Source organism: Caballeronia choica (assembly GCF_001544535.1).
GTDB classification, from domain to species: domain Bacteria; phylum Pseudomonadota; class Gammaproteobacteria; order Burkholderiales; family Burkholderiaceae; genus Caballeronia; species Caballeronia choica.
The window spans coordinates 80,219-106,472 of sequence record NZ_FCON02000013.1 but is presented as its reverse complement, the minus strand read 5'-3'; the positions used below and the strand labels follow the sequence as shown (position 1 = coordinate 106,472).

The 26,254-nt window shown below is 63.3% G+C and carries 29 protein-coding genes; 7 read left to right on the top strand and 22 right to left on the bottom strand.

What is annotated here, in order from left to right; genetic code table 11:
- The first annotated feature begins 41 nt into the window (after nt 1–41).
- From AWB68_RS08660 to AWB68_RS08650, 3 genes are read left to right on the top strand one after another with little or no spacing between them, the layout of a single operon-like run.
- Nucleotides 42–1,310, top strand: a complete 1,269-nt coding sequence (locus AWB68_RS08660) for a M48 family metallopeptidase (RefSeq protein ID WP_087643935.1) — start codon at nt 42–44, stop codon at nt 1,308–1,310.
- Complete coding sequence (gene rsgA / locus AWB68_RS08655; RefSeq protein ID WP_087643934.1) at nt 1,307–2,239, top strand: ribosome small subunit-dependent GTPase A; 933 nt, start codon at nt 1,307–1,309, stop codon at nt 2,237–2,239. Before AWB68_RS08660 ends, rsgA begins: the two co-directional genes overlap by 4 nt.
- Before the next feature lie 34 nt (nt 2,240–2,273).
- Nucleotides 2,274–2,597, top strand: coding sequence for a putative signal transducing protein (locus AWB68_RS08650; RefSeq protein ID WP_087643957.1), 324 nt, complete (start codon nt 2,274–2,276; stop codon nt 2,595–2,597).
- Nucleotides 2,598–2,612: 15 nt separating this feature from the next.
- On the opposite strand, the gene AWB68_RS08645 is transcribed toward AWB68_RS08650, so the two are convergent.
- The 6 genes from AWB68_RS08645 to rpsP all read right to left on the bottom strand — a co-directional run bounded on the left by AWB68_RS08645 (nt 2,613) and on the right by rpsP (nt 6,839).
- A complete protein-coding gene (locus AWB68_RS08645) occupies nt 2,613–3,551 on the bottom strand; it encodes a CobD/CbiB family protein (RefSeq protein ID WP_087643933.1) in 939 nt (312 codons plus the stop codon).
- A gap of 114 nt (nt 3,552–3,665) precedes the next feature.
- Nucleotides 3,666–4,367, bottom strand: a complete 702-nt coding sequence (locus tag AWB68_RS08640) for a CoA pyrophosphatase (RefSeq protein ID WP_087643932.1) — start codon at nt 4,365–4,367, stop codon at nt 3,666–3,668.
- An 86-nt stretch (nt 4,368–4,453) separates the two neighbouring features.
- On the bottom strand, nt 4,454–4,840 hold the full coding sequence (gene rplS / locus AWB68_RS08635) for a 50S ribosomal protein L19 (protein WP_087643931.1): 387 nt from the start codon (nt 4,838–4,840) through the stop codon (nt 4,454–4,456).
- A gap of 135 nt (nt 4,841–4,975) precedes the next feature.
- The gene (gene trmD, locus AWB68_RS08630) at nt 4,976–5,746 is read right to left on the bottom strand and encodes a tRNA (guanosine(37)-N1)-methyltransferase TrmD (protein ID WP_087643930.1); all 771 of its coding nucleotides are present in this window, start codon (nt 5,744–5,746) and stop codon (nt 4,976–4,978) included.
- A gap of 24 nt (nt 5,747–5,770) precedes the next feature.
- Nucleotides 5,771–6,487, bottom strand: a complete 717-nt coding sequence (gene rimM / locus AWB68_RS08625; protein WP_087643929.1) for a ribosome maturation factor RimM — start codon at nt 6,485–6,487, stop codon at nt 5,771–5,773.
- A 97-nt stretch (nt 6,488–6,584) separates the two neighbouring features.
- Complete coding sequence (rpsP, locus tag AWB68_RS08620; RefSeq protein WP_087643928.1) at nt 6,585–6,839, bottom strand: 30S ribosomal protein S16; 255 nt, start codon at nt 6,837–6,839, stop codon at nt 6,585–6,587.
- 327 nt (nt 6,840–7,166) lie between these two features.
- Between rpsP and AWB68_RS08615 the strand changes: the two genes are divergently transcribed.
- Nucleotides 7,167–7,673, top strand: coding sequence for an NINE protein (locus tag AWB68_RS08615; RefSeq protein WP_087643927.1), 507 nt, complete (start codon nt 7,167–7,169; stop codon nt 7,671–7,673).
- Between the two features lie 7 nt (nt 7,674–7,680).
- On the opposite strand, the gene AWB68_RS08610 is transcribed toward AWB68_RS08615, so the two are convergent.
- Both AWB68_RS08610 and AWB68_RS08605 read right to left on the bottom strand, forming a co-directional pair.
- Nucleotides 7,681–8,820 (bottom strand): PA0069 family radical SAM protein, encoded by a 1,140-nt coding sequence (locus AWB68_RS08610; protein ID WP_087643926.1) that lies wholly within the window; start codon nt 8,818–8,820, stop codon nt 7,681–7,683.
- A 69-nt stretch (nt 8,821–8,889) separates the two neighbouring features.
- Nucleotides 8,890–9,378 (bottom strand): Lrp/AsnC ligand binding domain-containing protein, encoded by a 489-nt coding sequence (locus AWB68_RS08605; protein WP_087643925.1) that lies wholly within the window; start codon nt 9,376–9,378, stop codon nt 8,890–8,892.
- Nucleotides 9,379–9,531: 153 nt separating this feature from the next.
- Here AWB68_RS08605 and AWB68_RS08600 point away from each other — a divergent pair, with 153 nt between their 5' ends.
- On the top strand, nt 9,532–10,824 hold the full coding sequence (locus tag AWB68_RS08600; protein WP_087643924.1) for a D-amino acid dehydrogenase: 1,293 nt from the start codon (nt 9,532–9,534) through the stop codon (nt 10,822–10,824).
- 285 nt (nt 10,825–11,109) lie between these two features.
- Here the strand turns inward: AWB68_RS08600 and AWB68_RS08595 are convergent, their stop codons facing one another.
- The 5 genes from AWB68_RS08595 to AWB68_RS08575 all read right to left on the bottom strand — a co-directional run bounded on the left by AWB68_RS08595 (nt 11,110) and on the right by AWB68_RS08575 (nt 15,517).
- Nucleotides 11,110–12,045 carry an electron transfer flavoprotein subunit alpha/FixB family protein gene (locus tag AWB68_RS08595; protein ID WP_087643923.1) on the bottom strand — a complete coding sequence of 312 codons (936 nt, stop codon included), beginning with the start codon at nt 12,043–12,045 and terminating at the stop codon, nt 11,110–11,112.
- Nucleotides 12,046–12,059: 14 nt separating this feature from the next.
- Nucleotides 12,060–12,809, bottom strand: a complete 750-nt coding sequence (locus AWB68_RS08590) for an electron transfer flavoprotein subunit beta/FixA family protein (RefSeq protein WP_087643922.1) — start codon at nt 12,807–12,809, stop codon at nt 12,060–12,062.
- Between the two features lie 214 nt (nt 12,810–13,023).
- The gene (locus AWB68_RS08585; RefSeq protein ID WP_087643921.1) at nt 13,024–13,818 is read right to left on the bottom strand and encodes a MetQ/NlpA family ABC transporter substrate-binding protein; all 795 of its coding nucleotides are present in this window, start codon (nt 13,816–13,818) and stop codon (nt 13,024–13,026) included.
- A 21-nt stretch (nt 13,819–13,839) separates the two neighbouring features.
- Complete coding sequence (locus AWB68_RS08580) at nt 13,840–14,493, bottom strand: methionine ABC transporter permease (protein ID WP_087643956.1); 654 nt, start codon at nt 14,491–14,493, stop codon at nt 13,840–13,842.
- Nucleotides 14,483–15,517 (bottom strand): methionine ABC transporter ATP-binding protein, encoded by a 1,035-nt coding sequence (locus AWB68_RS08575; protein ID WP_087643920.1) that lies wholly within the window; start codon nt 15,515–15,517, stop codon nt 14,483–14,485. The genes AWB68_RS08580 and AWB68_RS08575 overlap by 11 nt, the downstream gene beginning before the upstream one ends.
- Before the next feature lie 184 nt (nt 15,518–15,701).
- On the opposite strand from AWB68_RS08575, the gene AWB68_RS08570 reads away from it, so the two are divergent.
- Nucleotides 15,702–16,598, top strand: coding sequence for an alpha/beta hydrolase (locus tag AWB68_RS08570; protein ID WP_087643919.1), 897 nt, complete (start codon nt 15,702–15,704; stop codon nt 16,596–16,598).
- Nucleotides 16,599–16,604: 6 nt separating this feature from the next.
- Here the strand turns inward: AWB68_RS08570 and AWB68_RS08565 are convergent, their stop codons facing one another.
- Nucleotides 16,605–17,528 (bottom strand): histone deacetylase family protein, encoded by a 924-nt coding sequence (locus tag AWB68_RS08565; protein ID WP_087643918.1) that lies wholly within the window; start codon nt 17,526–17,528, stop codon nt 16,605–16,607.
- A 210-nt stretch (nt 17,529–17,738) separates the two neighbouring features.
- On the opposite strand from AWB68_RS08565, the gene mltB reads away from it, so the two are divergent.
- On the top strand, nt 17,739–18,935 hold the full coding sequence (gene mltB, locus AWB68_RS08560) for a lytic murein transglycosylase B (RefSeq protein ID WP_125482902.1): 1,197 nt from the start codon (nt 17,739–17,741) through the stop codon (nt 18,933–18,935).
- 97 nt (nt 18,936–19,032) lie between these two features.
- Here mltB and cysM read toward each other — a convergent pair whose 3' ends face one another.
- The 8 genes from cysM to AWB68_RS08520 all read right to left on the bottom strand — a co-directional run bounded on the left by cysM (nt 19,033) and on the right by AWB68_RS08520 (nt 26,240).
- The gene (gene cysM, locus AWB68_RS08555; protein WP_087643917.1) at nt 19,033–19,935 is read right to left on the bottom strand and encodes a cysteine synthase CysM; all 903 of its coding nucleotides are present in this window, start codon (nt 19,933–19,935) and stop codon (nt 19,033–19,035) included.
- Nucleotides 19,936–20,181: 246 nt separating this feature from the next.
- A complete protein-coding gene (locus AWB68_RS08550) occupies nt 20,182–20,526 on the bottom strand; it encodes a ComEA family DNA-binding protein (RefSeq protein ID WP_087643916.1) in 345 nt (114 codons plus the stop codon).
- Nucleotides 20,527–20,602: 76 nt separating this feature from the next.
- Complete coding sequence (gene rfaD, locus AWB68_RS08545; RefSeq protein WP_087643915.1) at nt 20,603–21,595, bottom strand: ADP-glyceromanno-heptose 6-epimerase; 993 nt, start codon at nt 21,593–21,595, stop codon at nt 20,603–20,605.
- Between the two features lie 7 nt (nt 21,596–21,602).
- Nucleotides 21,603–22,592, bottom strand: a complete 990-nt coding sequence (gene rfaE1, locus AWB68_RS08540; protein WP_235028259.1) for a D-glycero-beta-D-manno-heptose-7-phosphate kinase — start codon at nt 22,590–22,592, stop codon at nt 21,603–21,605.
- Nucleotides 22,558–23,961 (bottom strand): UDP-glucose dehydrogenase family protein, encoded by a 1,404-nt coding sequence (locus AWB68_RS08535; RefSeq protein WP_087643914.1) that lies wholly within the window; start codon nt 23,959–23,961, stop codon nt 22,558–22,560. The genes rfaE1 and AWB68_RS08535 overlap by 35 nt, the downstream gene beginning before the upstream one ends.
- A 102-nt stretch (nt 23,962–24,063) precedes the next feature.
- The gene (gene lapB / locus AWB68_RS08530) at nt 24,064–25,236 is read right to left on the bottom strand and encodes a lipopolysaccharide assembly protein LapB (RefSeq protein WP_087643913.1); all 1,173 of its coding nucleotides are present in this window, start codon (nt 25,234–25,236) and stop codon (nt 24,064–24,066) included.
- Nucleotides 25,237–25,308: 72 nt separating this feature from the next.
- Nucleotides 25,309–25,602 (bottom strand): LapA family protein, encoded by a 294-nt coding sequence (locus AWB68_RS08525; RefSeq protein ID WP_087643912.1) that lies wholly within the window; start codon nt 25,600–25,602, stop codon nt 25,309–25,311.
- 311 nt (nt 25,603–25,913) lie between these two features.
- Nucleotides 25,914–26,240, bottom strand: a complete 327-nt coding sequence (locus tag AWB68_RS08520; RefSeq protein ID WP_062639358.1) for an integration host factor subunit beta — start codon at nt 26,238–26,240, stop codon at nt 25,914–25,916.
- Nucleotides 26,241–26,254: the final 14 nt, after the last annotated feature.

Below are 26,254 nucleotides of genomic sequence, written 5' to 3'. Positions count from 1 at the left end.
AAGAACCTATAATTCTCGCATAGTTCAATCGGAATCCCCGGATGTCCAATCTCAATCTCGTAGTCTCGGTGGTGTTCGTCGTCGCGCTCGTCGCGATGGTCGGCACCAAGCTCTGGCTGGCCTCGCGCCAGATCCGCCATGTCGCGGCGAACCGCAACGACGTGCCGCAGCAGTTCACCGGCACCATCGCGCTCGCCGCGCATCAGCGCGCCGCCGACTACACCGTCGAGCGCACCCGCCTCACGATGATCGAGGTCGTCGTGAGCGCTGCCGTGCTCGTCGCGCTGACGCTGCTCGGCGGCGTGCAGCAGCTCGATCTCGCGATCAGCGGCTGGCTCGGGCGCGGCTACCTCGGACAGATCGTGCTGGTGGCGTCGGTGATCGCGATCACGAGCCTCGTCGACCTGCCGTTCGATTACATCCGGCACTTTGTCATCGAGGAAAAATTCGGCTTCAACCGGATGTCGAAGAAGCTCTTTTTCGTCGATCTCGTGAAGGGCGTGCTGCTTGGCATCGCGGTCGGGTTGCCGCTCCTCTTCGTCACGCTCTGGCTGATGGACCGGGCGGGCGCGCTCTGGTGGCTCTGGACGTGGATGGTCTGGGTCGCCTTCCAGTTGCTCGCGATGATCATTTATCCGACCTTCATCGCGCCGCTTTTCAACAAGTTCGAGCCGCTCAGGGACGAAGCGCTGCGCGCCCGGATCGAAAACCTGATGTCGCGCACCGGCTTCGCGGCGAAGGGGCTGTTCGTGATGGACGGCAGCCGCCGTTCGGCTCACGGCAACGCGTATTTCACGGGCTTTGGCGCAGCCAAGCGCATTGTTTTCTTCGATACGCTGCTCGCCCGCCTGTCCGGCAGCGAAATCGAGGCCGTGCTCGCGCACGAACTCGGCCATTTCAAGCGCCGCCATGTGCTGAAACTCCTGGTCGTCATGTTCGCGATCAGCCTCGCGATGCTCGCGCTGCTCGGCTGGCTCGCGCAGACGGTGTGGTTCTACGAAGGTCTCGGCGTGCGGCCATCGCTCGTCGGCAGCAATAATGGCCTCGCGCTCGTGCTCTTCATGCTCGCGCTGCCGGTCTTCATGTTCTTCGTGACGCCGCTCGGCAGCCTCAGTTCGCGCAAGCACGAATTCGAAGCCGACGCCTTCGCCGCCAGCCAGACCGATCCGAAGGATCTCGTCAACGCGCTCGTCAAACTGTACGAGGACAACGCGTCGACGCTCACGCCCGATCCGCTCTACACCGCGTTCTACTACTCGCATCCGCCGGCGTCGCAGCGGATCGATCGCCTGATGCAGCACGCCGCATGACGGCGCGCGCGGCGAAGGCGGCGCGTGCGTCGGGCGCGCGGATCGAAGGCACGGTGATCGCGGCGCACGGACGGCACTATCTCGTCGCCCCCGCCGATGGCGGCGCGATGCTCCAGTGCTTCCCGCGCGGCAAGAAGAGTGAAGTCGCGGTCGGCGATCGGGTGATGTACGAACAATCGTCGGCGGATCAGGGCGTGATCGTCGAGATCGGCGAGCGGCGCAACCTGCTTTATCGGTCGGATCAGTTCAAGTCGAAGCTGTTCGCGGCGAATCTCGACCAGTTGCTGATCGTGCTCGCCACCGAACCGCATTTCAGCGAAGACCTGCTCGGGCGCGCGCTGATCGCAGCCGAGGCGCATGGGCTCGAACCGCTGATCGTGCTGAACAAGATCGATGTCGAGGCGGCCTTGCCGCTGGCCAGGAAGCGGCTCGCGCTGTATCGGGCGCTGGGGTATGCGGTGGTCGAGTTGTCGGCGAAACTCGCGCCCGGCGCCGTCCATCCGCAACTCGATGCACGCCTGAAAGACCGTGCGACGCTCCTGCTCGGCCAGTCGGGCATGGGCAAGTCGACGCTCGTGAACATTCTCGTGCCCAACGCGGAAGTCGCGACGCGCGAAATCTCGACGGCGCTGAACAGCGGCCGCCACACCACCACGTTTACGCGGCTTTATCCGTTGCCGAACGGCGGCTCGCTGATCGATTCGCCGGGATTTCAGGAGTTCGGGCTGCATCATCTGTCGGAAGGACAACTGGAGCGCGCATTCGCCGATTTCCGGCCGTTCCTCGGGAAGTGCCGCTTCTACAACTGTCATCACCTGCACGAGCCGGGCTGCGCGATTCTCGAAGCCATCGACGACGGCAAGATCACACCCGAGCGGCATGCGCTTTATGCGCAGCTGGTGCACGAAGCCAGCCAGATCGTCCGATGAAGCCGCGTTTTTTCGACCGCACAGCGACATCGACATGAAGCGGCTCACGCGCGCGCCGAATCTGATCACCGCTCAGCATTGGGTGAACGTACTGTCGACGGCGGGCGTGTCTTGCCAGTTGCACAACCGCTATCTGAACGGCGCGCTGGGCGAGATTCCGGCGGATCAGTGTGCGCCGGAGATATGGATCGTCGACGATCGCGACGAGTCGCTTGCGTTACGCCTGCTGGAACGGGCGAGAAGCGGACCGGCATCGGACGCGCGGCCGTGGCGCTGCGCGAAGTGCGGCGAAGTGCTCGAAGCGCAATTCACCGTCTGCTGGCAGTGCGGAACGGCGCGCGACCCGCTGGACGGTTGAACTTGCCGTGCGTCTTCAGGCCAGCCACACGGCGATCGTCAGCATCAGCAACAGCAGCATCCACAGGATCACCGCACGCCACACGAGACCGACCGCCGACTGCAGCGTGCGCGGCGTGCAATCATCGCCGACGGGGACCGGACTCGCATCGCCGACCGCGAGCGCCTCGACGCTCAGCGGCTCGGCGAGCGGCCCCGCCAGCCGCGCCCCGAGCGCACCGCTGCCCGCGGCCAGCAACACGCCTTCGTTTGCATCCGGCCATTGCCGCGCGTGATTACGCCACGCATAGATCGCATCCTCGAAATTCCCGACGATCGCGAATCCGAGGGCCGTGAGCCGCGCAGGCACCCAGTCGATGAAAAAGAACGCCCTCTGCGCGAACCACGAAAACGCGACCGAACGTTCTGCGCTCGGCGTCGCCCACGAACGCGCGAGATACTCGGCGATGCGATAGAACACCGCGCCCGCCGGCCCGACCGGAATCAGGAACCAGAAGAACACGCCAAACACATGCCGATGCGACGCCACGACCGCATACACGAGTGTATGACGCACGATCTCGCTCACGGGCATGTCGACGGTATCGAGTCCGGTCCATTCGCTCAGCACTTCGCGAGCGCGCGGGACGTCGTCGTTATTGAGCGCGAGATGGATATCGGTGAAGTAGTGGCTGAACTGCCGGAAACCGAGTGTGAAGTACACGATCACGACGTTCCACAGAAACGCCAGCACGAAGTTGATCCGGTACAACACGTAGTAGATGAGGCCGACCGCGAGCGTCCACGGCAACACGACCACGAGCCACGCGAGAACGCCGTGCTTTTGCTTGCCGGCATCGAACCCGTGCGCGGCGGATTCCGCATGATATTTGAGCAGCGCCGATATGGGATTGTGCGGCGAAAGCGCGCGCACCTGCTCGATGATGAGAGCCAGCAATACGGAGAAAAAAGTCATGCGATGCGCCGAGACATTCGAGTTTTACGAATTTCGCGTAACGATAGCACAGCGCCGCACGCGTTTAGTGCGCTAAGCAATTCATGGCCGACGCTCGCGCCTTGCCCGGCGCGCTCAAGCGGCGAGGAAACGGTAGAAATTGCGCAACATGCCGGCCGTTGCGCCCCAGATGAAATACGGAGCGTGCTTTTCGCTGGCGGCGTAAGGCATCGCAAAAAAACGACGCTCGCCGCCTTCCCACCGGAAGAGCCGCACCTGGTGATTCGCGGGGTTCATCAGCCAGGCAAGCGGAACCTCGAAGATGTCGGCGACTTCGAGCGTATCGGCCTCGAGCGCGAACGGCGGATGAACCAGCGCGACGACCGGCGTCACGCGAAAACCGGTTCCCGTGAGGTACTCGGGCAACGCGCCGAGCACCTCGACATGTTCCGATGCAAGGCCCACTTCCTCGCGTGCTTCACGCAGTGCCGTGGCGGCAGCGTCGGCGTCTTCGGGTTCGCGGCGGCCTCCGGGAAAGCTGATCTGCCCGGCATGGTCCGACAGGTGATCGGCGCGTTGGGTGAGGAGCACCGTCAACCCCGCATCGCGCACGACGAGCGGCACCAGCACCGACGCCACGCGCGGATCGCCGCCGATCGCCTTGATCCGCGCCTCGGGTGCCTCCTGCGACCAATCGAGCGTCTGTGCGAAGCGCGCGCGCAAGCCGTCGGGCGTCAGGCGTTCGGCGGGAACGGGTGGCAGATTGTCTCCGCTCGAAACGACGGGCAGGAGTTCAGGTTCGAGAATGCGCGGGGTCGAATGCTTGCTTGAGGACACGGAGGGAAGAATCGGGGTGGAAAACCAATTTGAACACACCAAAGAAAAAAGCACCCGGACGGGTGCTTTTTTTTGGTGCGCAGCGCTTATGCCTTCGACGCAGCACGGTCCTTCGAGACCAGCTTTTCCTTGATCCGAGCCGATTTGCCCGAACGCTCGCGCAAGTAGTACAGCTTTGCACGACGCACGTCACCACGACGCTTCACGACAATGCTCGCGAGCAGCGGCGAGTAGGTCTGGAACGTACGCTCGACGCCTTCGCCCGACGAAATCTTGCGGACGATGAAATTCGAGTTCAAGCCGCGATTGCGCTTTGCGATCACGACGCCTTCGTAAGCCTGGACACGCTTGCGCGTACCTTCAACCACGTTGACGCTGACAATCACCGTATCGCCGGGAGCGAAGTCGGGGATGGTCTTCTCGCCGAGTGCACGCGCGATTTCTTCCTGCTCGAGTTTTTCAATCAGATTCATGACTGTTTCCTGGTGCCATCTTGCCGGAGTTGTGTGCCTCGCGTTGCGTGGCCCCGGTAGAGGATGGATTTGCAACTGGCGCCTTTCACGAATGACTGGCGCCGCCTGAGTGTCCGCGACGTTCGGACCGCCGGCCTATTCGGCCTTCGATGCCTCTTTCGCGAGACTTGCGAGCCACGCCTCGTCGGCACGGCTCAACATCTTGTTCCTGCGCGCCCGCGCGATCAAGTCGGGGCGCTTGGTCAGCGTGTTCTTGAGCGCTTCGCGGCGCCGCCACGCTTCGATTTCCTTGTGATGGCCGCCGAGCAGCACATCGGGCACCCGCGCGCCTTCATATTCTTCCGGCCGCGTGTAGTGCGGACAATCGAGCAGCACATCGACGAAACTGTCTTGCACCGCCGACTGCGAATCGTTCAGCACGCCCGGAAGCTGCCGCACGACTGCGTCCATCAGCGCCATCGCCGGCAATTCGCCGCCGGACAGCACGAAGTCGCCGAGGCTGACCTCTTCGTCCACAACGCGGTCGATCAGGCGCTGGTCGATCGCTTCATAACGGCCGCACAACACAACGAGGCCGGGTTCCAGCGCGAAGCGCATCACCCGATCATGGTCGAGCGTCGCGCCCTGCGGCGACATCATCACGACCCGCGTGCTCGCAATGCCTTGCTGCGCCTGTGCCGCTTTCGCCGCGGCGATCGCATCTTCGAGCGGCCGCGCCAGCATCACCATGCCCGGGCCGCCGCCGTATGGACGATCGTCGATGGTCCGGTAGTTGTCGGTGGTGAAATCGCGCGGATTCCACGTGCGCAGACCGAACCGTTCCTGCTTCACCGCCCGGCTGGTGATGCCCCAGTCGGTGAGCGCGCGAAACATCTCGGGAAAGAGCGTCACGACATCGAACTGCATCGCTCTCTCCGTTCGTCACAGGGTTTAATAATCGGCGTCCCAGTCGACGACGATCTTCTTCGCCGTCTGATCCACCGTTTTGACATATACGCCGACGAACGGAATCAGCCGTTCACCGGTGATCGGCTTGCCGTCTTTCGCGGTCGCCGGATATTCGATGCGCATGATGGAATGCGCGCCGTTGTCGATCATGTCGGCAACGTGGCCCAACGCCACGCCCGCCTCGTTCACGACATCCAGGCCGATCAGATCGACCCAGTAGAATTCGTCCGCGTCGGCGAGCTTCGGAAAGTCGCTGCGCGATACATGCACAGTGTGGCCGCGCAGCGCGAGCGCAGCGTCGCGGTCGTCGCAACCGCAAAGACGCGCGACGATCGTATCGCTATGCACCTTCGACTGCACGCAGCGCGCCGATTGGCGATCGGCGCCCTTGACGAGCCACCAGCGTTTCGCGGCCAATATGGCGTCGCCGCCACGTCCCGCGTTTGCATGCGGCACCACCTTGACCCAACCCTTCAGGCCATACGCATCGACGACTGCACCGACCTCGATCGCGTCGTCCGGCAAGCTTTCGACCGGCTCGATGACACCAGGCTGCGCTTCGTCAGCAACGTTAGCAGCCACGCGGCGCGTTCCCGGCTTGCGGACGAACGCACCGAATGTGGCAACTTCGGCAGCAACTTCGCTTTGCTCCGGCTTCGCTTTGCGCGCCTCGTCGGAACCCGAATCACGCGCGGACATTGACGAACCCTCGAGCAAGTTTCAACCGAACCTCGGCAATGAATTTCGACTGGATGATGCGCGCCATCTTGCGACGCACCTCACCATCGAATTTCACTCAGGCAGCCGGCTGAGCTTGTTGCGATTGCTTGACCAAACGCTCGACGGTCGGCGACAGTTGCGCGCCAACGCCTTGCCAGTAGGTCAGACGGTCTTGCGCGATACGCAGCGATTCGCCTTTGGTCGCGACCGGGTTGTAGAAACCCACGCGCTCGATGAAGCGGCCGTCACGGCGGCTACGCGAATCGGTTGCAACGATGTTGAAAAAGGGGCGCTTCTTCGAGCCGCCACGAGCCAAGCGGATGATGACCATGCTGAAATCCTTGAAAAACCGGGGGTTCGGAACTACCAAAACACGCGATTATAGCGGGAAACCGGAGCCCTAACAAACACTTAACCGGATAAATCGAGATGCGCGCCTGTCGCGCGCCTTGACTGGGTGTGATTCGCGTCACTTCGAGCGGGAACGCGGTGCTCGATTTTAGCCCTCAAGTGCCGGAACACCCGGCAAACGCGCTCGTGCCACGTGGCCGCGATGCTGCGAATGTCGCGCGCGGCGTAGAATGCGGCGTCGGGCGAACCTGCCCTCGAACTTGCTTTCCGCACTTTCCGCTCTTACACCGCTCTTCGACCTTCGCCGATGAATCCCTCGTCTTCCGCCACGCAACCGCCCGCATCGAACGTGTCCAGCAAGCCCGCCTCCGACCGCTTCCGCTCGAAAACACTGACCGCGGCCCTCGCGTTCCTGTTCGGCAGCATCGGCGCGCATCGCTTCTACCTATATGGAATCCGCGACAAGTTCGGCTGGGCGCATATCGTCGGCATCGTGCTGGGCGCTGTCGGCTACCTGCTGCTCGCCGCGACCGAGCGTGCCTCGCTGCTCGGATGGATACTCGCATTTCCGGGCGCCGTGTCGCTGCTGGCGGCGTTTCTGTCGGCGATCGTCTACGGACTGCGGCCCGACGCGAAGTGGGACGCGCAATTCAACGCGAACACCGGCCGGCACAGCCGCTCCGGCTGGACGGTGATCTTCGTCGTGATGTTCTCATTGCTGATTGGCGCGTTTCTGCTGATGACAGGACTCGCGTTGACATTCCAGACCTATTTCGAAGGTCAGGTTCAGGCGGCGAAGGCGCTGTCTCAATAGACCAGCCTCAGAACAAGTCGAGTTGAGAACTGTCCGCCGCCTTCCGATGCGAACCCGGCGGCGCGACGGGATTGAACCCCGACATGTCGAGAATCCCGCGATGCCGGGCGTTGAGCCCGAGCCGCTTCGTCGCCTGATGAAAGCGCTGCTTCAACATGTCGGCCCATAGGCCCTCGCCTTTCATGCGGGTGGCGAAGTTCGCGTCGTAATCCTTGCCGCCGCGCATGTCGCGCACGCGGCTCATCACCCGGTCCGCCCGGTCGGGGAAGTGCGCCGCCAGCCAGTCTTTGAAAAGCGGCGCCACTTCCCACGGCAGACGCAGCACGATATAGCTCGCGCTCGTCGCGCCGGCTTCGGCGCACGCTTCCAGCACGCGCTCGAGATCGGGTTCCGTGACAAACGGAATCACGGGCGCAATGCTCACGCCGACCGGAATGCCCGCGTCGCTCAGCGTGCGAATCGTGCGCAGACGCCGCGACGGCGTAGCTGCGCGCGGTTCGAGCGTGCGCGCGATGTCGGCGTCGAGTGTAGTGACGGTGACGGCCGCCATTACCTGTCCGCGCTCGGCCATCGGCGCGAGCAGATCGATGTCGCGCTCGATTAGCGACGACTTCGTGATTGCCGCGAACGGGTGGCCGCGCTCGTGCAGGATTTCGATCACCCGGCGCGTGATCCGCAATTCGCGCTCGACCGGCTGATACGCGTCCGTATTCACGCCGAGCGCGATCGGCTCCGGCTGGTACGACGGCTTGGCCAATTCGCGCTCCAGCAGTTCGCCCGCGTTGATCTTCGCGTAAATGCGACTCTCGAAATCGAGACCCGGCGAGAGGCCAAGATAGCTATGCGTCGGCCGGGCGAAGCAATAAATGCAGCCGTGCTCGCAGCCGCGATACGGATTGAGCGAGACCGTAAACGGAATATCCGGCGACGCGTTGCGCGTAAGAATGCTCTTGGCGCGTTCTTCGAACACCTGAGTGCGCAGAACCGGCGTGCCGTCGTCCTCTCCGCGCTCGGCCGAGTGCAGCCAGCCGTCGTCGACCCGCTCGCGCTCGTCCTTCTCATAGCGGCCCTGCGGGTTCGTCACGGCTCCGCGCCCCTTGAGCGGCACAGGCGGAGCGACGGGGAATTCATGATCGTCTGAAGACATTGCGGCAGGCCGGAACACAGGAATTTACTGTATAAATATACAGTACCCCGCGACGACCGCAAGGAAAAATCAAACGTCGACGAGAATCGTCAGCGTCTCCTTGATTTCCTCCATCACGACGTAACTCTTCGACTGCACCGCGCCCGGCAATTGCAGCAGGATGTCGCCGAGAAGCTTGCGGTAGTCCGCCATCTCGCCGATGCGCGCCTTGATCAGGTAGTCGAATTCGCCGGAGACGAGGTGGCACTCCAGCACCTCAGGAATGCGCTGCACTTCGCGCCGGAACTGCTCGAACATGTTGCCGCTCTTGTGATCGAGCGTGATCTCGACGAACACCAGCAGCGCGGCGCCAAGTTCAGCCGGATTCACCCGCGCGTAATAGCCGGTGATCACGTTGTCGCGCTCCATGCGCTTCACGCGTTCGATGCAAGGCGTCACCGAGAGCCCGACCCGCTCGGCCAGGTCCTTCATCGCGATGCGGCCGTCCTGCTGAAGGATGTTCAGGATCTTGTGATCGAGCTTGTCGAGGGCTCGGACCGGATTGCGCTGGGTTCTCATGTGTTTCTACTTAAGATCCGAAAAATACAATAACAAAAACCACCTATACCTCAATAGTATAGGCGATAACACTACACCCATCGTCAATCCTGGCTTCGATCCACTGTCGAACGCGCATGAGTGACGAAAATCTCAAATCAGGACGGAGAACTCATGCGTATCGTCATTCTGGGAAGCGGCGTCGTCGGCGTCACGAGCGCCTATTACCTCGCCCGCGCGGGCCACGAAGTCACGGTGATCGACCGTGAAGCCGGCCCCGCGCTCGAAACGAGCTTCGCCAATGCAGGACAGATTTCGCCGGGCTACGCGTCGCCATGGGCGGCGCCGGGCGTGCCGCTAAAAGCCGTCAAGTGGATGTTCGAAAAGCACGCGCCGCTCGCGATCCGCCTCGACGGCACCGCGTTCCAGTTGCAGTGGATGTGGAAGATGCTGCAAAACTGCACACAGGAGCGCTATACGGTCAACAAGGGGCGCATGGTGCGCCTCGCCGAATACAGCCGCGACTGCCTGCAAGCGCTGCGCGCAGACACCGGCATCGACTACGAAGGCCGTACCGGCGGCACGTTGCAGGTTTTCCGCACGCAGCAGCAACTCGACGGCGCCGCGAAGGATATCGCCGTCCTGAAGGACGCGAACGTGCCGTTCGAACTGCTGTCGCCCGCCGAACTGTTCAAGGCCGAACCTGCGCTCGCCGCGGTATCCCACAAGCTGACGGGCGGGTTGCGCCTTCCGAACGACGAGACCGGCGACTGCCAGAAATTCACGACGCGCCTCGCCGCGATGGCCGAAGCGCTCGGCGTGAAGTTCCGCTACAACACGCCGATCGACGCGCTCGCCATCGCGAACGGCCGTATCGCGGGCGTGCAATGCGGCAGCGAAATGGTGCGCGGCGATTCGTTTGTCGTCGCGCTCGGCTCGTATTCGCCGAAGTTGCTCGGCGATCTCGTCAAGATTCCGGTTTATCCGCTGAAGGGTTATTCGATTACCGCGCCGATCGTGAGCGCGGCGTCCGCGCCGGTTTCCACCGTGCTCGACGAGACCTACAAGATCGCGATCACGCGTTTCGACGACCGGATTCGCGTCGGCGGGATGGCGGAGATCGTCGGATATGACAAACGCCTCAAGGAGGCACGCCGCGAGACGCTCGAAATGTGCGTGAACGACCTGTTCCCCGGCGGCGGCGACACGTCGAAGGCTTCGTTCTGGACCGGTCTGCGTCCGATGACGCCGGACGGCACGCCGATCGTCGGCCGCACGCAGGTGCCGAACCTGTTCCTGAACACGGGCCACGGCACGCTCGGCTGGACGATGTCGTGCGGCTCCGGCCAGTTGCTCGCCGACCTGATGTCGGGCAAACAACCGGCAATCCAGTCGGACGATCTGTCTGTGCATCGCTATTTCGGCGAAACGCGCGTGAATACGCGGCCGTCTTACGCGAAGGCTTGAAGCTGGAAATTTGCTGCATGACTCGGCATGACGAAAACGGCGCCCTCGGGCGCCGTTTTCATTTCCACCAGGCCGTTCGATTCAGGATGGGTCTTCCTCAACGCGAGAATGCCCTGATCGCCGCTCGCGCTGACGATCGATGTCTCGATGCCCGGCGCCAGCCACAGCCCATGCTCCGCGAAGGACTGCGCGGTCGCGATCCTGTCGCAGTAGAACCCTTCGATGCAAAAAGGGGCGCAATCGACCGACGCGCCCCTTTGTTTGTGCTGCGTTGTTCGCGCGGGATCAGCCGAGTTCTTTCACCAGCTCCGGCACGAGGGTGAAAAGGTCGCCGACGAGTCCGTAATCGGCGACGCCGAAGATCGGCGCTTCAGCGTCCTTGTTGATCGCGACGATGACCTTGCTGTCCTTCATGCCGGCCAAGTGCTGAATCGCGCCCGAGATGCCGACCGCAACGTACAACTGCGGTGCGACGATCTTGCCCGTTTGACCGACTTGGTAATCGTTCGGGACAAAGCCTGCATCGACTGCCGCACGCGATGCGCCAAGCGCTGCGTTGAGCTTGTCCGCCAGCGGTTCGAGCACTTTGGTGTAGTTCTCGCCGTTGCCGAGACCACGACCACCGGACACAATAATCTTCGCCGACGTCAGTTCCGGTCGATCCAGCTTCGTCAGTTCACGGCCGACGAATTGCGAAATGCCGGCGTCCGCTGCGGCTTCGATCTTTTCCACCGAGGCACTGCCGCCTTCCGCTGCCACCGGATCGAAACCAGTCGAACGGACCGTGATGACCTTGATCGGGTCGATGGATTGCACGATCGCAATCGCATTGCCCGCGTAGATCGGGCGTTCGAACGTGTCCGGCGAATCCACAGCGGTGATGTCGCTGATTTGCGCGACGTCGAGGTGCGCGGCGATACGCGGCGCGATGTTCTTGCCGTAAGCGGTAGCCGGCGCGAGGATGTGCGAATAGTCCTTCGCAATGTTCAGCACCGTGCCTTCGACATTCTCAGCCAGGCCATCGGCGAGTTGCGGCGCGTCGGCGAGCAGCACTTTGCTGACGCCCGCGATCTTCGCAGCGGCATCGGCTGCGGCTTGCGCGTTCGAACCTGCGACCAGCACGTGAATATCGCCACCGATCTTCGAAGCAGCAGCGATCGTGTTCAGCGTCGAGGCCTTGATCGATGCGTTGTCGTGTTCTGCAATTACCAGAATCGTCATTTCGTCCGTCTCCCTTACAGAACCTTGGCTTCGTTCTTGAGCTTGTCGACCAGCGTTTTCACGTCCGGCACCATCACGCCAGCCGAGCGCTTGGGTGGCTCAGCGACTTTCAGCGTCTTCAGACGCGGCGCGACATCGACACCAAGATCAGCCGGTTTCAAAGTTTCCAAAGGCTTCTTCTTTGCCTTCATGATGTTCGGCAGCGTGACGTAGCGCGGTTCGTTCAGGCGCAGGTCAGTCGTGATGACAGCCGGCAACTTTAGCGACAGCGTTTCCGAACCGCCATCGACTTCACGCGACACCGTGGCCTTGCCATCGGCAACCACCACTTTCGATGCGAACGTCGCCTGCGGCAAACCCGCCAGCGCGGCAAGCATCTGCCCGGTCTGATTCGAATCGTCGTCGATGGCCTGCTTGCCGAGGATCACCAACTGCGGCTGTTCCTTGTCGACCAGCGCTTTCAAGATCTTCGCGACCGCCAGCGGCTGCAATTCCTCAGCCGATTCGACCAGGATCGCGCGATCTGCACCGATCGCCATCGCGGTACGCAGCGTTTCCTGACATTGCGTTACGCCGCACGACACGGCGATCACTTCCGTGGCCACGCCCGCTTCGCGCAACCGCACCGCTTCTTCCACGGCAATCTCGTCGAACGGATTCATCGACATCTTCACGTTCGCGATATCGACACCCGTCCCGTCCGATTTCACGCGGACCTTGACGTTGTAGTCGACCACTCTTTTCACTGGCACCAGAATTTTCATGCACTCGCTCCAAAGTTACGATTACGTCAACGCAGCATCTCATTATACGAGCGACTCGCGCCCCCGGACCATCCGATGGTCGAGAGCGGCCGCTGCATTGCCGTGCAATAAGGAATGGCCGAATATTATAGAACGATCGTTCTATTTCATATAGAAACAAACCCGGGTATGGCCCGCCGCCATCCACACCGACACCGCGAACGCCCGCAAAGCCTTACCACGCGGCGATCACAGCGCCCGCGTACTTGCTTTCGATGAACTGTTTCACTTCCGGCGAGTGATACGCCGCGACCAGTTTCGCGACCCACGGCTTGTCCTTGTCGACGGCACGGATCGCGATGATGTTCGCATAGGGCCCCTTTGGGTCTTCGATCGCGATCGCATCCGCGTTCGGCTTGAGCCCCGCTTCCATCGCGAAATTGGTGTTGATCGCGGCGGCGTCGACGTCGGCGAGCGAGCGCGGAATCTGCGCCGCGTCGAGTTCGACGATCTTCAGCTTCCTCGGGTTGTCGACGATATCGAGCGGCGTCGCCTTCAGGCCCGCGTCCGGACGCAGCTTGAGCAAACCCTGCTTTTGCAGCAGCAGCAGCGCGCGGCCGCCATTGGTCGGATCGTTCGGCACGGCGATGCGCGCGCCGGGTTTCAGCTCGGCAAGCGATTTCACCTTCTTCGAATAGATGCCCATCGGGAAAGTGACCGTGTCGGTGAGCCGGATCAGCTTGTAGCCGCGGTCCTTCACCTGCGCATCGAGATACGGCGCGTGCTGGTAACTGTTCGCGTCGAGATCGCCGGCGGCGAGCGCGGCGTTCGGTTGCACGTAGTCGGAGAATTCGACGATCGTGATCTTCAGCCCGTTCTTCGCCGCGACCTGCTTGACGACTTCCATCACCTGCGCGTGCGGGCCGCCGGTGACGCCGACCTTGATCGCTTCATCGGCGTGGGCAACGCCCGCGAACAGGGTTGCGGCGCCGAGCGCCGCGGCAAACTTGAGAATGAATCGACGTTGCATGGTTTTTGGATGAGTTAAGCGTTACTTGTGGCTCAGACGGCGCACGAGCCAGTCGCCGAACGACTGCACGAGCTGGACGAAAACGATCAGGATCACGACCACCGTCAGCATGACTTCCGGCAAGAAGCGCTGGTAGCCGTACCGAATGCCGAGGTCGCCGAGACCGCCGCCGCCGATCGCGCCCGCCATCGCCGAATAGCCGACGAGCGACACGAACGTGATCGTCAGCCCCGCGACGACGCCCGGCAGCGATTCCGGCAGCAGCACCTTGAACACGATCTGGCGGGTAGTCGCGCCCATCGCCTGGGCCGCTTCGATCAGGCCGCGATCGACTTCGCGCAGCGCTGTCTCGACGAGCCGCGCGATGAACGGCGCGGCGGCGATGGTGAGCGGCACGACGGCGGCGGCCGTGCCGATCGACGACCCGACCACGAGCCGCGTGAACGGAATCACGGCGACGAGCAGGATGATGAACGGCGTCGAGCGCACCGCATTGACGACGCCGCCGAGCACGCGATTCACCGGGAGGTTCTGCAGCACGCCGTCGCGGTCGGTCAGATAGAGCAGCACGCCGAGCGGCAGCCCGAGCGCGGCGCCGACGAGTCCCGAGATGCCGACCATCACGAGCGTTTCCCAGAACGACTGCACGAACATATCGAACATTTCACTCAACATACGAAAGCTCCTCCACCACGACGCCCTGTCCACGCAGGAAGGCGATCGCCTCGGCGACCTTCACCGGCTGCCCGCCCGCGAGCACCGCGAGCGAGCCGAACGCCTGGCCCTGGATCTCGTCGATCTGTCCGTGCAGGATGTTGAAATCGAGTTCGTAGCGGCGGATCGTCTCCGACAGAATCGGCTGATCGACGCCCGAGCCGGTGAACGCGAGCCGCAGCAAGTGGCCGCTGCCGGTCTTGAGCCGCTCCGCGACGCGCTTTTTCATCGCGGGCGGCAGTTCGTGCGCGATCACGTCGCCGATCAACGCGCGCGTGACTTCGTGATGTGGCTGCATGAACACGTCGACGACGTTGCCCTCTTCCACCACGCGCCCGGCATCGAGCACGGCGACGCGGTCGCAGACCTGCTTGATGACGTCCATCTGGTGCGTGATCAGCACGACCGTCAGGCCGAGTTCGCGATTGATCTGGCGCAACAGGTCGAGAATTGCGCGCGTGGTTTCGGGATCGAGCGCGGAGGTGGCTTCGTCGGAGAGCAATACCTTCGGCTTGCTCGCCAGCGCCCGCGCGATGCCCACGCGCTGCTTCTGCCCCCCGCTGATCTGTGCCGGATAGCGGTCCTTTTGCGTCGTGAGGCCGACGAGATCGAGAAGCGGCAAAACGGTCGCCTCGATCTCGGCGCGCTTCATGCCGGCAAGTTCGAGCGGCAGCGCGACGTTGTCGAACACCGTGCGCGACGAGAGCAGGTTGAAGTGCTGGAAGATCATGCCGATGTCGCGGCGCGCGGCGCGCAACTCGGGGGCGGGAAGCGTCGTGAGATCGCGGCCATCGACAATCACACTGCCTTCGCTCGGCCGCGTGAGCAGGTTGATCGTGCGGACCAGCGTGCTCTTGCCGGCGCCGCTTCGTCCGATGATGCCGAACACTTCGCCTGCGGGAATCGTCAGATTGACGTTGTGCAGCGCTTCGACCCAACCCCGGGGTCCAGCGAAGCGCTGGGACAGATTGCGTATTTCGATCATGTAAATGCAAACGGCGGAGGGCTCGTGCGGGTGTCGCATCCGGTGAGCCGGCCGCCGTCGGAGGTTCTTGGTCTTAATCTGAAATTTTACCGCAGCGGTATCATTCGCTTTAATAATGATTTTCGAGCGGCTAATTACTTCGAGGAATTTAAGACACTCGAATTTTCGGGCCTATCATCGGGTAATGAATACTCCCAGGCGCAGCACCTACTCCACCAGCACTGTCAAAACGCGTCAGGGCCTCGAACTGTTCCTGCATCGCTGGCAGGCGGGAGCCGAATTCCCACAGCCGCTCGCGCGAATCGCGCTGGTTCATGGGCTCGCCGAGCACGCACGGCGCTACGACGCCTTCGCGCTGCGGCTGAACGCCGCGGGCATCGAACTGATCGCGATGGATTTGCGCGGACACGGCCGGTCGTCGGGGGAGCGCGTGTGGGTCGAGCGTTTCGACGACTATCTGTCCGACGCCGACGTGTTGCTGGAAGTCGCCGAAACGACCGCGCCCGCCGGCGTGCCACTCTTCCTCATGGGCCACAGCATGGGCGGCGCGGTCGCGGCGCTCTACGCTGCCGAGCGGGCGGCGCAAAGAAAGCTGGCGGGCCTGATCCTGTCGAGCGCCGCGCTGGAACCCGGCCACGACGTGCCGCGCTGGAAAGTCACGCTGGGCAAGCTCCTCAGCGTGATCCGTCCGCGTTTCCCGGCGCTGACAATCGACCCGGCGCTGTTGTCGCGCGCGCAGGGCGTCGTCGAGGCGAACCGGCGCGATCCGCTCGTCCACCACGACGCGATTCCGGCCCGCACCGGTGCGCAACTGCTCGCCGCGATGGCGCGCATCGAGGCGAAACGCGCGTCGATCATGCTGCCGGTGCTGGTGTTTCACGGCACCGCGGACAAGCTCACGGAGCCGGACGGCAGCCGCAAGTTCGACGCGAACGTCGGCTCGACCGACCGCACGCTGCTGATGGTCGAGGGCAGCTATCACGAGACACTGAATGATCTCGACCGCGATCGCGTGATCCGCGCGTTGATCGACTGGACGCTGGTGCGCGCCGACTTGTCGCGCTCGCGGATGCGGATGTAGACGCGGCTAGATGCCGGCCAGCGCCCGCACATGCGCGACGACGCTGCGCCCGAGCGCCGACAGGTTGTACCCGCCTTCGAGCGAACTCACGATCCGTCCTTGCGCATATCGATTCGCGACCGCCCGAATCTGCTCGGTCAGCCACGTGTAATCGGCCTCGACGAGACCCATGTTGCCGAGATCGTCCTCGCGATGGGCGTCGAAACCCGCCGACACGAAGATCATCTCCGGCTTGAACGCGTCGAGCCGCGGCAGCCATAGCATGTCGACCGCCTCGCGCACGTCCATGCCCTTCGAGCGCGCCGGCATCGGCACGTTCACCATGTTCTCCGCATGGCTGCCGGCGCCGCTGTACGGATAGAACGGATGCTGAAAGAAGCTGCACATCAGCACGCGCGGATCGCCGGAAAACGCAGCTTCCGTGCCGTTGCCGTGATGCACATCGAAATCGATGACTGCGACGCGCTGCAAGCCGTGCACCTCCAGCGCATGCCGCGCCGCGACGGCGATATTGTTGAAAAAGCAGAAGCCCATCGCCCGCGCCGGCTCGGCGTGATGCCCCGGCGGACGCACGCTGCAAAACGCGTTGTCGTAGCGGCCCGCGATCACGGCGTCCGTCGCGGCGACGGCCGCGCCCGCCGCCCGCAATGCCGCCTGATACGACTGCGGACACATCACCGTGTCCGGATCGATCTCCGCGCGCCCTTCCAGCGGCCGCCGATGCTTGATGAAATCGATATGCGCCTGCGTGTGCACGCGCGCGAGGTCGGTTTCATCGGCGAGCGGCGCCTCTTCGCGCTCGATCAGCGCGTCGATGCGGCTCGCGATCAATTGATCCTCGATCGCCTGCAAGCGGCCCGGGCATTCGGGATGCCACGGCCCCATGTCGTGGAGAAGGCAGTCAGGGTGGGAATAGAAGCCGGTCGCCATGTTTTTTGCGCGGGCCGTTGCGACGGGCCGCGTGTCTCGTGTCTTTTCGTCATACGCGCGACCACATGCCACGCGATTGACGTTAAGTTACCACACCGTTTATTCCCGCTGTCGCGCGCGCTTGCAGGCGCGATGCCGGCCGGAAGGCGTCGGTTATACTGCCCCGACCGCCCCGACGCACTGCCACACACCGTCACAACCACGCACACTATGACCTTCAAGTTTGCTCCGCTTGATTTTCCGGCCGCTTTCAAGCCGCGCTCCACCGCATCCTTCGTCTCCATCGCTTCCCTCGTCTGCGCTCTCGGCATGTTTCCCGCCGGCAGTGCCTTTGCGCAGTCGCAGCCGCAAACCGCGACGCCGCAAGGGCAGGTGTTCGAAGAAGAAATCGTGCCGCAGCGCTACGCGAACAATCCGAACGTCGACGCGTTCATCAACGACATGGTCGCGCGCTACGACTTCGATTCGAGCGCATTGCACGAGCTCTTCAATCGCGTCAGTTATTCGACGACAGCGGTGAAGCTCGTGACGCCTTCGCCGTCGCCTTCCATCAAGAACTGGCGCGTGTATCAGTCGCGCTTCATCGAACCGGTCCGCATCAACGCCGGCGTGAAGTTCTGGCGTGCGAACCAGGCCGCGTTGCAGCGCGCGTCCGATCAATACGGCGTGCCGCCGGAAGTGATCGTCGGGATCATCGGCGTCGAGACGATCTACGGCAAATACATGGGCAACTTCCGCGCGCTCGATGCGCTCACCACGCTCACCTTCGATTACCCGAACACGCCGAACCGCGCGGAGCGGCAGGCGACGTTCCGCAAGAACCTCGAAGACCTGCTGGTCTGGACGCGCGACTCGCAAATCGATCCGACCACCGTGCTCGGCTCGTACACGGGCGCGATCGGCATTCCGCAGTTTCTGCCGAGCAGCATCGTCCAGTATGCGGTCGACTACGACGGCAACGGCCGCATCGACTTGCGCGCGAGCCCGGCCGACGCGATCGGCAGCGTCGCGAATTACCTGAACAAGCACGGCTGGGAGACGGGTCGGCCGGTGGTGTGGCGCATTGCCGGCGATGTCGGGAGCCAGGGCATCGCGCAAGCCGCCGCCGATGGGCAGCCGGAGCCGCACTGGTCGCTCGCGCAGTTGCTCAAGGCGGGCATGCTGATGAACGAGCCGGCGCTGAATCTCGCGTCCGAGGCGGGGACACCCGTGACGGTCGTCGACCTGCCGACGCCAGCCCGCCCGACCGAATACACGCTCGGTACGAAGAATTTCTATGTGCTCACGCGCTATAACCGCAGTTTCTTCTATGCGCTTGCGGTTTATCAGTTAGGCGAAGCAGTGAAGGCGCGCATCGCCGCGGGCGATTCCGGCGCGGCGCCTTCATCGGCGGCGGCGGTGCAGTGAGGCTTTAGGTCGGCTTGTGCCGGTCAAGTAAAAAGGCCGTTCCGAATCGCTTCGGAACGGCCTTTTTCATTTGCAGCGACAGCGCGAGCCTGATTAATCAGGCCGGAAACACGCCCGTCGACAGATAACGGTCGCCGCGATCGCAAACGATGAACACGATCGTCGCGTTCTCGACCTGCCGCGCGACCCGCAACGCGACTTCGCACGCGCCGCCCGACGAAATGCCGCTGAAGATCCCTTCGACCGACGCCATCTTGCGCGCCATCGCTTCCGACGCCGCCTGACTCACGTTCTCCACGCGGTCCACGCGGCTGCGATCGAAAATCTTCGGCAGATACGCTTCCGGCCACTTGCGGATGCCCGGAATGCGCGAGCCTTCCTCCGGCTGCGCACCGATGATCTCGATCTTCTCGTTCTGTTCCTTCAGATACTGCGACACGCCCATGATCGTCCCGGTCGTGCCCATCGCCGAGACGAAGTGCGTGATGCGCCCTTCGGTCTGGCGCCACAGTTCCGGCCCGGTCGTCTCGTAATGAGCGAGCGGATTGTCCGGGTTCGCGAACTGGTCGAGGATGATGCCCTTGCCTTCGCGCTGCATCTGCTCGGCGAGATCGCGCGCGTATTCCATGCCGCCCGTCAACGGCGTCAGCACGATCTGCGCGCCGTAGGCCGCCATGCTCTGACGGCGCTCGACCGACAGGTCCTCCGGCATCAGCAAGACCATCTTGTAGCCACGCACGGCGGCGGCCATCGCGAGCGCGATACCGGTGTTGCCGCTCGTGGCTTCGATCAGCGTGTCGCCGGGTTTGATGCGGCCGCGCTCTTCAGCCTTCTTGATCATCGAGAGCGCCGGGCGGTCCTTCACCGAGCCCGCCGGATTATTGCCTTCCAGCTTGCCGAGAACCACGTTGTTGCGGCTGCGAATGTCGTCGTCCGCGAGACGGACGAGCTGCACGAGCGGCGTGTTGCCGATCGTGTCTTCGATTGTCATGTAAGCCATAAGCGGTACGTTTGTGCGACTGCTCGGGCGACCTCGCGTGAAGCCGGATTGCCGAATTTGTCGCGATGCGGGGAATGCACCGATTGTAGCCCAGCGGTTCCTTCGCTGCCCGCCGCCCCTATCGGCTTCAGGGATTGCGGCTGGACGCGCACTCGTGAGGACGGCGGTGAGCCAGGTCATCCAATGGCCGCGGTGAAGGCGGCGCACGAGCCGACCGGCGCGTCGGCAGCATGCGCCGCATCCCGCCTACTTCTTCACGATGACAGGCTGGGCCGCCGCGGAAGCCGTTGCCGCGCTCGACCCCGCGTGCGCCGCAGCAGCCGTCTTGCTGGCCGGCCCGACGGTCAGGCCTTCCGCCTGCAGACGTTCGACCGTCTTGCCGCCCATGCCCTTCACGCGCTTGCTCAGTTCGGCGGCGTCCTTGAACGGGCCGTGCGCGTCGCGCTCGTCGAGAATGGCTTTGGCTTTTGCCGGACCGATGCCCTTGATGCCGCGCAGGGCGTCGGTATTGGCGGTGTTGACGTCGACGGCCGCGAATGCGGAACCGATCGACATGGCGAGCGCGAACGCTGCGATTACTTTCTTGATCATCGAGTCTCTCCCTTGAGGAACCGGCCGGCGTTCATCGCTGACCGTGAGACCCAGTTTAAAAAAACGAGGCGTGCTTTTATAGCTGGCCGAATAGCCAACGCACATAGCGATCGACGCCTTCCTGCACGCTCAGGAACGGCGCATCGTAGCCCGCCGCGCGCAGCTTCGACTGGTCCGCCTGCGTGAAGCACTGGTACTTGCCGCGCAGCGCATCGGGGAACGGGATGTACTCGATCAGCCCGCGCTGCACGAGTTCCGCGAGCGACAGCGACGCTTCACCTTCGATAGCGCGCAACGAATTCACGACCGTCGACGCGATGTCGTTGAACGGCTGCGCGCGTCCCGTGCCGAGATTGAAGATGCCCGACTTTTCCGGGTGATCGAGGAAGAACAGATTGACCTTCGCCACGTCCTCGACCGACACGAAATCGCGCGTCTGCTCGCCCGCCGCATAGCCGTTGTACTCGCCGAAGAGCTTGACCTTGCCTTCGGCGCGGAACTGGTTGAAGTTGTGGAACGCCACCGAAGCCATGCGCCCCTTGTGCGTCTCGCGCGGCCCGTACACGTTGAAATAGCGAAAGCCGACGATCTGGCTTTTCGCCTTCGGCAGCACCGGCCGCACGATCTGGTCGAAGAGGAATTTCGAATAGCCGTACACATTCAGCGGCTTCTCGAACTCGCGTTCCTCGACGAAGCGGCTGGACCCGCCGTAGGTCGCCGCCGACGACGCGTACAGGAACTGCGCGTCCTGTTCGAGACACGCGTCCATCACGTCGCGGCTGTAGCGGAAGTTGTTGTCCATCATGTAGCGGCCGTCGGTTTCCATCGTGTCCGAACAGGCGCCTTCGTGGAACACCGCGCGCACCTTGCCGAAATCGCCGCGCTTGAAACGTTCGACGAATTCGGTCTTGTCGAGATAATCGTCGATCTCGCAATCGACGAGATTCTTGAACTTGTCGGCGCGCGTCAGGTTGTCGACCGCGATCACGCGCTGTTCGCCGCGCTCGTTGAGTGCCTTGACGATGTTGCTACCGATGAACCCGGCCGCGCCGGTGACGATGATGGTCATGGTGATCTCAAGCGAAAAGTTCGTTGTAGTCGACCGTCGCCGTGCCCAGTTTTCCGACGACAATCCCAGCCGCCCGGTTCGCATAGGCGATCGAGTCGATCAGCGGCACGCCTGCGCCGAGCATGGTCGCGACCGTTGCGATGACGGTGTCGCCCGCGCCGGACACGTCGTAGACTTCGCGCGCATCCGCTTGCGTATGCAGCACGCGATTGTCGGTGAAGAGCGTCATGCCCTCCTCCGAGCGCGTCAGCAGCAGCGCATCGAAGTCCAGCTCGCCGCGCAGTTTCGCGACGCGCTCGCGCAAGTCCTCCTCCGACTTCCAGTGCCCGACGACCTCGCGCAATTCCGCGCGGTTCGGCGTGATCAGCGTGGCGCCGCGATAGCGGTCCCAGTCGTCACCCTTCGGATCGACGAGCACCGGTTTGCCCGCGCGCTTCGCGTCCGCGATCATCTGCGTCACGTGCGTCAGGCCGCCCTTCGCGTAATCGGACATCAGGATGACGTCGTGCTGCGGCAGCAGGTCGGCGAAACGGGCGAGGCACGCGTGCAGGACTTCGTGCGTCGGCGAGTTCTCGAAGTCGACGCGCAGCAGTTGCTGCTGGCGCGACAGCACGCGCAGCTTGATCGTGGTGAGGAGTTCGGGATCGCGTTCGAGGTAGGCCGCGACCTTGCTCTCGCCGAGCAATTCGACGATGCGTTCGCCCGGTTCGTCATGACCGACCACGCAGAGCAAACCGGCTTGCGCGCCCAGCGCCGCCGCGTTGCGCGCGACGTTCGCCGCGCCGCCGAGGCGATCTTCCTTGCGCTGCACATGCACGACCGGCACCGGCGCTTCCGGCGAAATGCGGTTGACGTCGCCGAACCAGTAGCGGTCGAGCATCACATCGCCGACCACCAGCACGCGCGCCGCCGAGATCCGCGCGCGCGGCACAACGGGGATCGGCGCGTGCTTGCTCGCCGGGTTACTTTCCTGAGCCGGCGCCGTCGAGTTCGACATGGGGACGTCCTATTGCGTAGTAGTCGATGCCGAGTTCCGCCATCGCTTCGGGTTCGTACAGGTTGCGGCCATCGAAGACGACCGGCATTTTCAACTCGCTCTTCAAGTGGCTGAAGTCGGGGCTCTTGAATTCCTTCCACTCGGTGACGATCACGAGCGCGTCGGCGCCGGGCAACGCATCTTTCTGCGTGGGCACGAACGAGAGGCGCTTCATGTCGTCGGGACGGTCGGCGAGATCGAGGGCAAAGACGCGCCGCGCCTCGTCCTGCGCCACCGGATCGTACGCGCGCACGGTCGCGCCGCGCGCGAGCAACGCCTCGATCAGGCGGCGGCTCGACGCCTCGCGCATGTCGTCGGTGTTCGGCTTGAACGCCAGGCCCCAGACCGCGAACGAGCGCCCGCGCAGGTCTTCGCCCATGCGCTTCGTGATCTTGCCGACGAGCACTTCCTTCTGCGCGTCATTGACTTCCTCGACCGATTCGAGAATGCGCAGCCGATGGCCGTTTTCACGCGCCGTCTGCACAAGCGCCTGGACGTCCTTCGGGAAACACGAGCCGCCATAGCCGCAGCCCGCGTACAGGAAATCGTAGCCGATGCGCGGATCGGAGCCGATTCCGCGACGCACCGCTTCGATATCGGCGCCGACGGTGTCCGCCAGATTCGACAGGTCGTTCATGAACGAGATGCGCGTGGCAAGCATCGCGTTGGCCGCGTATTTCGTGAACTCCGCCGAGCGCACGTCCATGTACAGCGTGCGCTCGTGATTGCGGTTGAATGGCGTGTAGAGCCGCTTGATCTTCTCGCGCGCGATGCGGCCGGCTTCGTCGTCGTCGAGGCCGATCACGATGCGATCCGGGCGCATGAAATCGTCGACCGCCGCGCCTTCCTTCAGGAACTCCGGATTCGACACGACCGAAAAGCCGTACTTGCCCGACGCATCGAGGCCGCGCGCATTCAGTTCTTCCCCCACCACCTTGCGAACCTCCAGCGCCGTGCCGACCGGCACCGTCGACTTATCGACGATCACCTTGAAGCCGTTCGAATAGCGGCCGATGTTGCGGGCCGCCTCGAGCACGTATTGAAGGTCGGCGGAGCCGTCTTCGTCGGGCGGCGTGCCCACGGCGATGAACTGGATCTCGCCGTGCTCGACGCTCGCCTTGACGTCGGTCGAGAACTGGATGCGGCCGGCCGCGCGCGTGCGCTTCAACATTTCCTGAAGGCCGGGTTCGTGGATCGGCACGCCACCCTTGTTGAGGATATCGATCTTGCGCGGATCGACGTCCACGCAAAACACGTCGTTGCCGATTTCGGCAAGACACGCGCCGGTCACCAGACCGACGTATCCCGTGCCGACGATGGTAATTTTCATACGCGTTCCGTTTGTTCCGAAGATGCTGGTGACGGCCGGGAGCGTGGGTCCGGCAACCGTTCGCTTCTCGCCCGGCCGGCCGGTCGATCGACGCCCGCGCCGTCAGGCGGCGACAATGGGTTCGATGCGGCGCGGCGCATAGGTTTCCCAGCCGCTGCAGCCGGGACACTGCCAATAGAAAAGACGTGCGCGGAAACCACAAGTTTGACACGTATAGCGCGGCAGGTTCTTGGTGCGCTGTTTGACGAGCGTGCGCATCAGTTGCAATTCGCTGCGACGCGGCTCCTCGGCGCCCGCTTCCTGCGCTTCCAGCAGGCGCAACATGCCGGCGAGATTCGGCGACGTCTGCATTTGCGTGCGCGCGAGCGCATGGGCGGCGTCGAGTCCGCGAAGCTCCTCGACATGCTTGAACGCCACGTCGAGCAGGTCGTTCGAAGGATAGCGGTTCACGTAGCCGGTCAGCAAATCGACGCCTTCCGCCGCCCGGTCGAGCTTGACATAGGCGTTCATCAGCTTTTCGGCGACGAGCGGCAGATACGCCGCATTCTGTGCCTCGACGCGCTTCCAGCACGCGATCGCCGCCACGAGATCGCCGGATGCCGCATCGACGTCGCCTGTGAGAATCGTCGCGCGGACGTTGTCCGGGTTCGCCGCGAGCGCAATGTTCAACTCGGCGCGTGCATCGTCGGGGCTCTTGCGCTGCAGCGCTTCCTGCGCGAGTTCGCAATGAAAGTGCGCGATCTCCCTGGCGAGCGACGGCGCTCCCATCTTCTCGATGCGCTCGGCCGTCGCGATCGACTTCGGCCAATCCTTTTCGATCTCGTAGATGGTCAGGAGCGCGCGCTGCGCGCCGAGCGCGTATTCGCCGGCCTCGAGCGAGCGGAACGTTTCCTCCGCGCGATCCAGCAAGCCCGCCTTCAGGAAATCCTGGCCGAGCTCGAAAAGCGCGTGATCGCGCTCGGCAACCGGCAGGTCGGCGCGACCCAGGAGATTCTGGTGCACGCGAATCGCGCGGTCGGTCTCGCCGCGCCGGCGAAACAGGTTGCCGAGCGCAAAGTGCAATTCGATGGTTTCGGGATCGAGCTTCGCGACTTCGATGAAGGCATCGATTGCCTTGTCGTGCTGCTCGTTGAGCAGGAAGTTCAGGCCGCGGAAGTACGAGCGCGGCAGATTCGCGTTTTCGGACAGCAGCGTTTTCAGGTCATAGCGGGACGCCATCCAGCCAAGCGCGAACGCGACGGGAATGACGAGCAGCCACCAGAAGTCTAGATCCATGCGAATAGTCGGTGAGTCAGATTGGATGCCGGCACATCATGGACGCACCGGCTGCGTTCCGATCAGTTCCGATCAGATGAGCGGCGGCATCGGCGGCTCTTCGACCACCACCGGCGCCTCGCGCGCCACGCGCAGTTCGCGCTTGAGGCGCCCGTTCTCCATGCGCAGGCGGAACATCGTGGGCAGCGCAGAGATCAGCCCCGCCAGCAGGCCGACCACGAAAAATGCCAGGCCGATCAGGATCAACGGCGCTTGCCAGAAATAGCCGGCGAGGAAATTGAGCGTCGCGGTCTGCGTATTGGCGAGCGCCAGCACCAGCAGCAACACGAACACGAGGACGCGGATCAGCCAGACAAAAAATTTCATGGAGACTCTCTCGACGACGGTTGCAGACGGCATCGGACGGGTTGCTGCGCCTTGAGCCGCGCGGAGCGGCCACCCGGGCCGAAAGTGACCGGTATTGTAATTGATGCGTATCGCCGACAGGGGCAATGGTTGCCGCCGGTAGGAGTCGTTCACGGCTTCCCGCAACGACACAGCAAGAGTTGCACCCATTCCCGACGCAGCGTGGACGGCGCGCACGTCCCGGGCGCGTGGATAAAAAAAAGCACCCGTGAGGGTGCTTTTTCCGGTCATTGCCGTCTGGCCGACTTTGCGGCTTTCGCTTCCGACGTGGATCAGAGATCGTCGTCTTCGTCGTCCGACGCCTTCATCGGCTCGCCTGCGCGGCCATCGACGCGTTCTCGCAACTCCTTGCCCGGCTTGAAGTGCGGCACGAATTTCTCCGGCACCAGCACTTTCTCACCCGACTTGGGATTGCGTCCCACGCGAGACGGACGACGATTGAGCCCGAAGCTGCCGAAGCCGCGAATTTCGATGCGATGGCCGTTGGCCAAGGCCTCCGACATCGCATCGAGCATCGTCTTCACTGCGAAATCCGCATCCTTGAGGACAAGTTGCGGAAATCGCGACGCCAGTTGGGCGACCAATTCCGATTTGGTCATACTGCAGCAGTGCC